Genomic DNA, 12,393 nt, shown 5'->3' on the forward strand with positions numbered 1-12,393 from the left:
GTGGCTCAACCGCGCGTGGAGGATCTGTGGCCGCTGTCGCCGTTGCAGGAAGGGCTTCTCTTCCATGCTCTTTATGACGAGCGGGCCACCGACGTATATGCGCTCCAGGCGGTCCTGGACATCGAGGGACCGCTCGACGCCGCGACGGTGCGGGCGTCCGGGCAGGCGCTGCTGGACCGGCACGCCAACCTGCGGGCCGGCTTCCGCCAGCCCGCGGCGCTGGACCAGCCCGTCCAGGTGATCGCGGGCCGGGCCGAGCTGCCCTGGCGGGAGGCCGGGATCTCCGCGCCGTCCGGCGACGCGGCGGAGGCCGAGGCGGCGTGCCTGGCGGCCGACGAGCTGGAGCGGCGATTCGACCCGGCGGTGCCGCCGCTGCTGCGTTTCCTGCTGATCCGCTTCGCCGCGGAGCGCCATCGCCTGGTGATCACCAGCCATCACATCCTCATGGACGGCTGGTCCCTGCCGGTGCTGACGCGTGAGCTGTTCACCGTGTACCGGGCGGGTGGCGACGCGAGCGTGCTGCCGCCGGTGGCGCCCTACCGCGACTACCTGGCCTGGCTCGGCCGCCAGGACCGCGAGCGGGCACGGGCGGCGTGGCGGACGGAGCTGGCGGGCACGGACGAGCCGACCCTGGTCGCGGCGGCCGAGCCGGTGCACACCGACGGCGCGGTGGTGCCCGAGCGCGTACGCGTGGCGGTGGGCGCGGAGCTGACCGCCACGCTGCGGACGCTGGCGCGCGACCGCGGCCTGACCCTGAACACGGTCGTCCAGGGCGCCTGGTCGATGCTCGTCAGCCGTCTGGTCGGCCGCTCCGACGTGGTGTTCGGCACGATGGTGGCGGGCCGTCCCCCGGAGCTGCCCGGCATCGAGAACATGCTCGGCCTGTTCGTCAACACCGTGCCCGTACGCGTGCGGCTGGATCCGGCGCAGCCGGTCACCGACCTGCTCGCGGACCTGCAGGCGCGCCAGTCGGCGCTGATGGACCACCAGTACCTCGGCCTCGCCGAGATCCAGAAGCTGGCCGGGCCGGGCGCCGCGTTCGACACGCTGATCGCCTACGAGAGCTACCCCGTCGACCCGGCGGGACTGCCGGCCGCGGCGGACGGCCTGCGCGTCACCCCCGCCATCGGCGGCCTCGAGGCGACCCACTACCCGCTCAGCCTGACCGTGCTGCCGGGTGAGGAGCTGCGGCTGCGCCTGACCTACCGCCCCGACCTGTTCGACGAGCGGACCGCCGAGCGGCTGGCGGACCGCCTCGTACGGGTCCTGGAGGTGGTGGCGGCCGATCCGGAGGCGCCTGTCAGCCGGGTGGGCGTGCTGGACGCGGCCGAGTACGGGCAGGTGGTCGAGGAGTGGAACCAAACGACGGTGCCGGTCGCCGGCCGGTCGGTGCCGGAGGTGTTCGCGGCGCGGGCGGCGGAGCGCCCGGACGCGGTCGCGGTCGTCTCGGGCGGCGAGGCGCTGAGCTACGCGAGCCTGGACGCGGCGGCGAACCGGGTCGCGGCGCGGCTCACGGAGGCCGGGGTCACCCGGGGCCGCCGGGTCGGCGTCGTCGCGGACCGGTCGGCGCTGCTCGTCGCGGTGCTGCTCGGCGCGATGAAGGCGGGCGCGGCGTACGTGCCGCTGGACCCGGCGTGGCCGGCGGCCCGCGTCCGGCAGGTCCTGGCCGAGGCCGGGGTCGGCGCGCTGGTGACCGTGGACGGCGCCTGGCCGGAGGGTCTCGCGACGCGGGACTCGCTCGCGGTGCTGCCGGTGGACGCCGGGCTGCTGGATGAGCCCGCGAACCCGCCGGCGGCCGTCGCGGCAGGCCCGGACGACGTGGCGTACGTGATGTACACGTCGGGTTCGACGGGGGTGCCGAAGGGTGTGGCGGTCACGCATCGCGGCGTGGTCGGCCTGGCGGCGGACCGGTCGTGGTCGGGCCGTCACGAGCACGTTCTGCTGCACGCGCCGTTCACGTTCGACGCGTCGACGTGGGAGCTGTGGGTGCCGCTGCTGGCCGGCGGCCGGATCACGGTGGCTCCTCCTGGCCGGATGGACGCTGCCACGCTGCGCGAGCTGATCGCGGGCGGTGACCTGAGCGCCGTGCATGTCACGGCCGGGTTGTTCGCGGTGATGGCGGAGGAGTCGCCGGAGTGTTTCGCCGGGTTGGCCGAGGTCGTGACGGGTGGGGATGCTGTGAGTGTGGCGGCGGTGGCCAGGGTCGCCGATGCCTGCCCGGACACCGCGGTGCGTCAGATGTACGGCCCGACGGAGGTCACCGTCTGTGCGACCGTGTACGCGGTCGAGCCGGGGGTGGAGGTCCCGGCGGTGCTGCCGATCGGCTCGCCGTTGGACAACACCCGTGTCTACGTTCTGGACGGTTTCTTACAGCCGGTGCCGCCGGGTGTGACGGGCGAGTTGTACGTCGCGGGGACCGGGCTGGCGCGCGGCTACTGGGATCGGCCGGGCCTGACCGGCGAGCGGTTCGTGGCCTGTCCGTTCGATGCCGGTGGGCGTATGTACCGGACCGGTGACCTGGCCCGCTGGACCCCGGACGGGCAACTTGTCTTCGCCGGCCGCGCGGACGCTCAGGTGAAGATCCGTGGTTTCCGGATCGAGCCGGGTGAGGTCGAGACGGTTCTGTCCGGCCACGAGAGCGTTGGACAGGTCGCCGTCATCGCCAGAGAAGACGAGCCGGGCCAGAAACGGCTGGTCGCCTACGTCGTCCCCGCCACGGTGGACGGCGGAGAGCTACGGGAGTTCGCCGCCGGCCTCCTTCCCGACTACATGGTCCCGGCGGCGGTGGTCCCGCTGGAGGCGCTGCCGCTCACGCCGAGCGGCAAGGTCGACCGTGCCGCGCTGCCCGCGCCCGACTTCGCGGGAACCGTCGAGGGACGCGCCCCGCGTACGCCGGTGGAAGAGGCCCTCTGCGAGCTGTTCGCCGACGTCCTGAACCTGGAGAGGGCCGGCGCGGAGGACAGCTTCTTCGACCTCGGCGGCGACTCCATCATGTCCATGCAGCTCGTCGCCCGCGCCCGCCGCGCCGGCGTGGTCATCACCGCCCAGGACGTCTTCGAGCACCGGACCCCCGCCGGAATCGCCGCCGTCGCCGAGAGCGACCTGGCCGCGAGCCCGCGAGAGGAGGAGGCCGGCGACGAGGCGGGCCGGGTACCGCTGACCCCGGTCATCCGCAGGCGGGCCGAACGAGGCGGCGTGGCCGGCCTCGTGGGCCGGTTCTCGCAGTCGATGCTGGTCAGGGCGCCGGCCGGGCTGGACGCCGACCGGCTGACGGCGGCGGTCCAGGCCGTGGTGGACCGCCACGACGTCCTGCGGGCACGCCTGGTCTGCCCCGACGAGAGGGATCCGGCGTCATGGCGGCTGGAGTTCGGTTCACCCGCCGCCGACGCGACGCTCGTGAAGCGCGTCGAGGCGGACGCGGACGTACGGCAACTGGGCCGCGAGGCCGCGGACCGGCTGGACCCGCGCGCGGGCGTGATGCTCCAGGTCGTCTGGCTGGACCGCGGTTCGGACGAGGCGGGCCGGCTGCTGATCGTGGCCCATCACGCGGTCGTGGACGGGGTGTCGTGGCGGGTGCTGCTGCCGGACCTGGCGGCGGCGTACGCCGGCGCGGAGCCGGAGCCGGCCGGGACCTCGTTCGCGCGGTGGGCGCGGTCGCTGGCCGCGTCGGCCGGGGAGCGGGCGGCGGAACTCCCGCTCTGGGAGGCGGTCCTGCGGGACGGCGAGCCGGCGCTCACGCACCGGCCCCTGGACCCCGCCCGTGACACGGCGGAGAGCATGCGGCGGCTGTCGCTCTCGCTGCCGCCGGAGGTGACCGAGGCGCTGCTCACGAGCGTTCCCGCGGCGTACCACGCCGGGATCGACGACGTACTGCTGGCCGGGCTCACCGGCGCGGTCACCGAGTGGCGCGGCCCCGGGCCGGTGCTGGTGGACGTGGAGGGTCACGGCCGCGAGCCGCTGACACCCGGCATGGACCTGTCCCGTACGGTCGGCTGGTTCACCAGCGTCCATCCGGTCCGGCTGGAGGCGGGGACGGGCCAGGCCGCCGGCTCGCTGATCAAGCGGGTCAAGGAGCAGCTGCGCGCGGTCCCCGGCGACGGCCTCGGCTACGGGCTCCTGCGCTACCTCACCGGGGCCGGCGCCCTGGCCACGCTGCCGGCGCCGCAGATCGGCTTCAACTACCTCGGCCGGTTCGGCGGCGGGTCGGACGACGCGGAGGACTGGGCCCCCGTCGGCACGGACGTGCTGGCCGGAGAGGTGGACGCGACCATGCCGGCCGCGCACGCGCTGGAGGCCGGTGGGCTGGTCCGTGACGGTGCGGACGGTCCGGAGTTGAGCCTGTCGCTGTCGTGGCCGGGGGAGTTGTTCGAGGAGGTGTCGGTTCGCGCGCTGGGGGAGGCGTGGGCGGCGATGCTGGCCGGTCTGGCCGTGCATGGTGGTGGTGGGTTCACGCCGTCGGACTTCCCGCTCGTCGCGCTGGAGCAGGCGCAGGTGGAGGAGCTGGAGTCGATGCAGCCGGGGCTGGCCGAGATCTGGCCGCTCTCGCCGCTGCAGGAGGGACTGCTGTTCCACGCCGTCTACGACGAGGACGCCGTGGACGTCTACTCCGGCCAGGGCGTCCTGGACCTGACCGGCCCGCTGGACGCAGGGGCGCTGCGGGCGTCGGGGCAGGCGCTGCTGGACCGGCACGCGAATCTGCGGGCGGGGTTCCACCAGGTCGCGGGGCCGGCTCAGCCGGTCCAGGTGATCCCGGCCGGGGTCGAGCTGCCCTGGCGCGAGGCCGACCTGTCGGGCCTGTCCGCGGACGCGGCACTGGCCGAGGCCGAGCGCCTGGCGGCGGAGGAGCTGGGCCGCCGGTTCGATCCGGCGGTGCCGCCGTTGTTGCGGTTCCTGCTGATCCGTTTCGGTGCGGAGCATCACCGGCTGGTGATGACGAACCATCACATCTTGATGGACGGGTGGTCGCTGCCGGTGCTGATGCGTGAGCTGTCGGCGGTCTACGGCACCGGCGGCGACCACTCCGGCCTGCCTCCGGCGGCCCCGTACCGCGACTACCTGGCCTGGCTCGGCCGTCAGGACCGCGAGGCCGCGCGTACGGCCTGGCGCGAAGAGCTCGCCGGGCTGGACGAGGCCACGCTCGTCGCCGAGGCCAAGACGGCGCGCAGCCCCGTCGTGCCCGAATGGGTCGAGGCCGAGACGAGCCGCGAGCTCACCGCCGCGCTCCGGACGCTGGCGCGCGAACGCGACCTGACCGTCAACACGCTCGTCCAGGCCGCCTGGGCGCTCCTCGTCGGGCGGCTCACCGGCCGCGACGACGTCGTCTTCGGCGCGGTGGTGGCCGGCCGCCCGCCCGAGCTGCCCGGCATCGAGGACATGCTCGGCCTCTTCATCAACACCGTGCCCGTACGGGTGCGGCTGGACCCCGCGCAGCCCGTACGCCGGATGCTGACCGACCTGCAGGCCCGGCAGGCGGCGCTGATGGCCCACCAGCACCTCGGTCTCCCCGAGATCCAGCGGCTGGCCGGGGCCGGCGCGTCGTTCGACACGCTCGTCGCGTACGAGAGCTACCCGTTCGACCCGGCGGGCGTCTCGTCGTCCGCTGGCGGACGCAGCCTGCAGATCACCCCGGCGGGCGGCCGTGACGCGACCCACTACCCGCTCACGCTGGCCGTGGGGCCCGGCGAGGACCACCTGCTGCTCCGGCTGGCGTACCGCCCCGACGAGTCCGACCGGCCCAGTGCCGAGCGCCTCGTGGAACGCCTGCTGCGCGTGCTGGAGACCGTGGCGGACGACCCCGACATACGGGTGGGCCGGGTGGAGATCCTCGACGACGCCGAACGGCGGCTGGTCGTGGAGGAGTGGAACCGGACCGCGGTGGAGGTCGCGTCGCGGACGATGCCGGAGCTGTTCGAGGCGCGGGCGGCCGCGACCCCGGACGCCGTCGCGGTGACGTTCGAGGACCAGGCGCTGACCTACGCGGAGCTGGAGGCGGCGGCGAACCGGCTGGCCTGGTACCTGACCGGACGGGGCGTCGGGCCGGAGCTGACGGTGGCGGTGGCGCTGCCGCGCTCGGCCGAGCTGGTGGTGGCGCTGCTGGCGGTGGCCAAGACGGGCGCGGCGTACGTGCCGATCGATCCGGACTATCCGGCGGCGCGGGTGGAGTTCATGCTCGCCGACGCGGCCCCGGTCTGCCTCGTGACGACGGTGGCCCTCGCCGTACGCCTGCCGGGCCGGGTCCCGCCGGTGGCGCTGGACGACCCGGCGACGGCCGAGGCGCTGGCGCTCTTCCCGGAGCGGGCGCTGCGGGACGGCGACCGGCCGGCCCCGCTGCGTCCCGCGCATCCGGCGTACGTGATCTACACCTCCGGTTCGACCGGGACGCCGAAGGGCGTGCTGGTCCCGCATCGGAACGTGGTGAGCCTGGTCGAGTCGGCCGGACGGCGGTTCGACCTCGGCGCCGGTGACGTGTGGAGCCTGTTCCACTCCTACGCGTTCGACTTCTCGGTCTGGGAGCTGTGGGGCGCGCTGCTGCTCGGCGGCCGCGTCGTGGTGGTGCCGCACGCGGTGAGCCGGTCGCCACGGGAGTTCCTCGGGCTGCTGGCACAGGAGAACGTGACGGTCCTCAGCCAGACGCCGTCGGCGTTCTACCAGCTCATGCAGGCCGACGAGGAGAGCCCCGCCGAGGCGGCGCTGCGGTACGTGGTGTTCGGCGGTGAGGCCCTGGAGCCGGCCCGGCTCCGCGAGTGGTACGAGCGGCACCCGGCTCCGGTGCTGGTCAACATGTACGGCATCACCGAGACCACCGTGCACGTCACGTACGTGCCGCTGGACCGCGACGACGTCGGCAGCGTGGTGGGACGGCCGCTGCCCAACACGAAGGTCTTCGTCCTGGACGCCTCCCTGCGGCCGGTGCCTCCAGGCGTGGTCGGGGAGATGTACGTGGCCGGGGCCGGGCTCGCGCGCGGCTACGGCAACCGGCGTGCCCTGACGGGGGAGCGGTTCGTCGCCTGCCCGTTCGGCGCCGGTGAGCGGATGTACCGTACCGGCGACCTGGCGCGCTGGAACGACGACGGCGAACTCGTCTTCGCGGGCCGTGCCGACGCGCAGGTGAAGATCCGCGGGTTCCGGGTCGAGCCCGGCGAGGTCGAGGCCGCCCTGGCGGGCCACCCGAGTGTCGGGCAGGTCGCGGTCATCGCCCGGCCGGACCGGCGGCAACTCGTCGCCTACGTCGTCCCGGCCGCCGGCGCGGAACCGGACCCGGCGGTGCTGCGGAACTTCGCGGCACGGCTGCTGCCCGAGTACATGGTCCCGGCCGCGTTCGTGCCGCTGCCGGAGCTGCCGCGCACGCCGAGCGGCAAGCTCGACCGGGCCGCGCTCCCGGCCCCCGACTTCGCCGGTCTCGCGACGGACCGCGAGCCCCGTACGCCGGTCGAGGCCCTGCTGTGCGAGATGTTCGCCGAGGTGCTGAACCTGCGGCGGGTCGGCGCCGAGGACGGTTTCTTCGACCTCGGCGGCGACTCGATCATGTCGATGCAGCTCGTCGCCCGCGCCCGCGGGGCCGGCGTCGTCATCACGCCGCGGCAGGTGTTCGAGCGGAAGACGCCCGCCGCCCTGGCGGCCGTGGCGGGCGGCGAGCCGGCGTCCACGCCGGCCGAAGAGACGGACGGCGGTGGCGGGCCGGTGCCGCTGCTTCCGGTGATGCGCTGGATGGCCGACCGCGCCGGCGTCGCCGGGCTGTCGGGCCGGTTCTCCCAGTCGATGGTGGTGTCCGCGCCGGCCGGGCTGGACGCCTACCGGCTGACCTCGGCGATCCAGACCCTGGTCGACCACCACGACGTCCTGCGGGCACGGCTGGTCTGCCCCGACGAGAGCGACCCCTCTTCATGGCGGCTCGACCTCGGTACCGCCGGCGTCGACGCGGCCGGCCTGATCCGGCGCGTGGACACGGAGGAGGCGCCGGAGTGGCGCGAGGCCGCGGACCGGCTGGACCCGCGCGCCAGGGTCATGCTCCAGGTGGTCTGGCTGGATCGCGGACCGGACGAGGCGGGCCGGCTGCTGATCGCGGTGCACCACCTGGCGGTGGACGGGGTGTCGTGGCGGGTGCTGCTGCCGGACCTGGCGGCGGCGTACGCCGGGGCGGAGCTTGAACCGGTCGGGACCTCGTTCGGCCGGTGGGCGCGGTCGCTCGCCGCCCAGGCCGGGGAGCGGGCGGTGGAGCTGCCGCTCTGGGAGCGCATCCTCCAGGACGACGAACCGGCGCTCGCGGACCGTCCGCTGGACCCGGCGCGGGACACGGCGGCGAGCATGCGGCCGGTCTCGGTACCGGTGCCGCCGGAGGTGACCGAGGCGCTGCTGACGAGCGTTCCCGCGGCGTTCCACGCCGGGATCGACGACGTGCTGCTGGCCGGGCTGGCCGCGGCGGTGGCCGAGTGGCGCGGCCCCGGACCGGTGCTCGTGGACGTCGAAGGCCACGGCCGCGAGCCGCTGACGCCCGGCATGGACCTGTCACGTACGGCCGGCTGGTTCACGAGCATCCACCCGGTCCGGCTGGACCCGGGAGCGGCCGACCCCGCGCTCGTACGGTCCGGCGAGGCGGCCGGACACCTGATCAAGAGGGTCAAGGAGCAGGTGCGCGCCGTCCCTGGCGACGGGCTGGGTTACGGGCTGTTGCGTTACCTCAACCCGGCCACGGCTCCCGCGCTCGCGGCGCTGCCGGCGCCGCAGATCGGCTTCAACTACCTCGGCCGGTTCACCACGGCCGGCGACGACCGGCCGGGGGACTGGGAGCAGATCCGGCTCGGCGGCGACGGCGACGCCGGCCTGCCGGTCGCACACGTCCTCGAGGCGAGCGGCATCGTACGCGACGGCGCGAACGGCCTGGAGCTCACCGTGTCACTGGCCGCGCCCGCACACCTCCTCGACGAGGCCACGGTCCGTGGGCTGGCCGAGGCGTGGGCGGCGATGCTCGCCGGGCTGGCGGCGCACGGCGCGGGTGGGTTCACTCCGTCGGACTTCGGGTTGGTGGCGCTGGACCAGACGCAGGTGGAGGAGCTGGAGTCGGCGCAGCCCGGGCTGGCCGATGTGTGGCCGCTGTCGCCGTTGCAGGAAGGGCTGCTCTTCCACGCCGTCTACGACGAGGACGCCGTCGACGCGTACGTCGTCCAGCACGCCCTCGACCTGGACGGACCGCTCGACATCGGGCTGCTGAAGGCCGCCGGGCAGGCCATCCTGGACCGCCACCCCAACCTGCGCGCCGGATACCAGCAGGTCGCCGGCCTGGAACAGCCGGTCCAGGTGATCCCCGCGCGGGTCACGCTCCCCTGGCGGGAGGTCGACGCCTCCGGCGGGGAGGCCGAGGCCGTACGGCTCACCGCCGAGGAGCTGCGACGGCGCTTCGATCCGGCGGTACCGCCGCTCTTGCGGTTCCTGCTGATCCGCTTCGGCGCGGAACGCCACCGCCTGGTGATCACGAACTACCACATCCTGATGGACGGCTGGTCGCTGCCCGTGCTCATGCGCGAGCTGTTCACCGTCTACCGCGCCGGCGGCGACGCGAGCGGGCTGCCGCCGGCGGCGCCGTACCGCGACTACCTGGCCTGGCTCGTGCGCCAGGACCCGGAGCGGGCACGCGCCGCGTGGCGGGAGGAACTCGCCGGAGCCGACGAGCCGACCCTCGTCGCGGCGGCCGACGACGGCCGCACGCCCGTGGTGCCCGAACGGGTACGGGCGGCGCTCGGCGCCGACCTGACCGCCGCCCTGCGGACGCTCGCCCGCGAGCGCGACCTGACGGTCAACACCGTGATCCAGGGCGCGTGGGCGATGCTGGTCAGCCGCCTCGCCGGCCGGTCCGACGTCGTGTTCGGCGCGGTCGTCGCGGGCCGCCCGCCGGAGCTGCCGGGCATCGAGGACATGCTCGGCCTGTTCGTCAACACCGTGCCGGTACGGGTACGACTGGACCCGTACCGGCCGGTCACGCAGGTGCTGACCGACCTGCAGTCCCGCCAGTCGGCACTGATGGACCACCAGTACCTCGGGCTCGCCGAGGTCCAGAGACTGGCCGGGCCGGGCGCGGTCTTCGACACGATGATCGCGTACGAGAACTACCCGGGTGACCCGGCCGGAGTGCCGGCGCCCGAGGACGGCCGCGGCCTGAGGATCACGCCGGCGGGCGGCCGCGAGGCGACCCACTACCCGCTGACGCTCGCGGTCGGGCCGGACGGCGACCGGCTGCGCCTCCGGCTCACGTACCGGCCCGACGTGTTCGACCAGGAGACCGCCGAGCGGCTGGTCGAGCGGCTCATCCGGGTGCTCGACGCGATCGCGGCCGAGCCCGGCGTACCCGTCGGCCACGTGGGCGTACTGGACGCGGCCGAACACCGGCGGGTGGTCGAGGAGTGGAATCGTACGGCGGTGCCGGTTTCTGGTCGGTCGGTGCCGGAGGTGTTCGCGGCGCGGGTCGCGGAGTCTCCCGGGGCTCCGGCGTTGGTCTTCGGGGATTCGGTGCTGAGTTTCGCCGGGCTGGACGTGGTGTCGGGCCGGGTCGCCGGTGCTTTGGCCGATGCCGGGGTACGGCGCGGTGACCGGGTTGGTGTGTTGCTGGAGCGGTCGGTCGAGCTTCCGGTCGTGCTGCTCGGTGTGGTGAAGGCCGGGGCTGCGTACGTGCCGGTGGATCCGGAGTGGCCCGCCGAGCGGGTACGGCTGGTGCTGGCCGGTGTCGACCTGGTCGTGGCGGACCGCGAGCTCCCGGAGACGCGGGTCCTTCCGGTCGCGGACGTGCTGGACGGCACGCCGCGTGAGACCGTCCCGGTGGGGCCGGACGACGTGGCGTACGTGATGTACACCTCGGGTTCGACCGGGGTGCCGAAGGGCGTCGCGGTCACGCATCGCGGCGTGATCGGGCTCGCCGCCGACCGCTCGTGGTCCGCGCGTCATGAGCGGGTGCTGTTCCACGCGCCGTACGCCTTCGACGCGTCGACGTGGGAGCTGTGGGTGCCGTTGCTGGCGGGTGGCCGGGTGACGATCGCCCCGCCCGGTCAGATGGACGCGGCGAAACTGCGCGAGCTGATGGCGGGCGGTGACCTGAGCGCCGTGCACGTGACGGCCGGGCTGTTCGCCGTGATGGCGGAGGAGTCGCCCGAGTGTTTCGCCGGGCTGGCCGAGGTGGTCACGGGCGGGGATGCGGTGAGTGTGGCGGCGGTGGCCAGGGTCGCCGAGGCCTGTCCCGAGACCGCGGTGCGTCAGATGTACGGCCCGACGGAGATCACGGTGGCCGCGACGACGTACGCGGTCGAGCCCGGACGCCAGGTCCCGGCGGTGCTGCCGATCGGCCCGCCACTGGACAACACCCGTGTCTACGTTCTGGACGGTTTCTTACAGCCGGTGCCGCCGGGTGTGACGGGCGAGTTGTACGTCGCGGGTACGGGCCTGGCCCGCGGTTATGCCGACCGTCCGGCGCTTACTGGCGAGCGGTTCGTGGCCTGTCCGTTCGACACGGCTGAGCGTATGTACCGGACCGGTGACCTGGCCCGCTGGACCCCGGACGGGCACCTGGTCTTCGCCGGTCGTGCGGACGTGCAGGTGAAGATCCGCGGGTTCCGGATCGAGCCGGGTGAGATCGAGACGGTTCTGTCGGGTCACGAGAGCGTCGGCCAGGTCGCCGTCATCGCCAGAGAAGACGAGCCGGGACAGAAACAGCTCGTCGCCTACGTCGTCCCCGCCGCCGACGGCGCGGTCGACGGAGCCGTGCTGCGGGAGTTCGCCGCGAGTCTGCTGCCCGACCACATGGTCCCGGCGGCGGTCGTGCCGATGGAGGCGCTGCCGCTCACGCCCAGCGCCAAGCTGGACCGCGCCGCGCTCCCCGCCCCCGACTTCGCCGGCCTGGCCGGCGAACGCGAGCCGCGTACGCCGGTGGAGGAGGCGCTGTGTGAGCTGTTCGCCGAGGTGTTGAAGCTGGAGAAGGTCGGCGCTGACGGCAACTTCTTCGACCTCGGCGGTGACTCCATCATGTCGATGCAGCTCGTCGCCCGTGCCCGCCGCGTCGGCGTGGTCATCAGCGCTCAGGACGTCTTCGAGCACAAGACCCCCGCCGACCTGGCCACCGTCGCCGGTGGCGAACTGGCGGCGGCGGCCGGGTCGGACGCGGTCAGCGAGGCGCCGCTGCTCCCCGCGATGCGCTGGGTCGCCGACCGTACGGGCCCGGCCGGGCTGTCCGGCCGGTTCTCGCAGTCGGCCCTCGTCTCGACGCCTCCCGGGCTGGAGACCGGACGGCTCGCCGCCGCGCTCCAGGCCGTCGTCGACCACCATGGAGTGCTGCGCGCCCGCCTGGACTGCCCCGACGAGCGGGACCCGGCGTCGTGGCGGCTGCGCCCGGCCGCGGCCGGCGTCAAGGTCGAC

Annotated in this window: 1 protein-coding gene (only partly in view); it reads left to right on the plus strand. The window is 74.3% G+C overall.

Features of this window, described 5'->3' with window-relative positions; translation table 11 throughout:
- Window positions 1-12,393: the 5' portion of a non-ribosomal peptide synthetase gene (locus tag QWU11_RS28065; RefSeq protein ID WP_290117438.1), read on the plus strand. It continues 1,263 nt past the right edge of the window; the window shows 12,393 of its 13,656 coding nt (coding positions 1-12,393); it begins with the start codon at window positions 1-3; its stop codon lies beyond the right edge, outside the window.

Origin of the sequence: Actinomadura sp. DC4, from assembly GCF_030406325.1 — a bacterium.
Classification (GTDB): domain Bacteria; phylum Actinomycetota; class Actinomycetes; order Streptosporangiales; family Streptosporangiaceae; genus Actinoallomurus.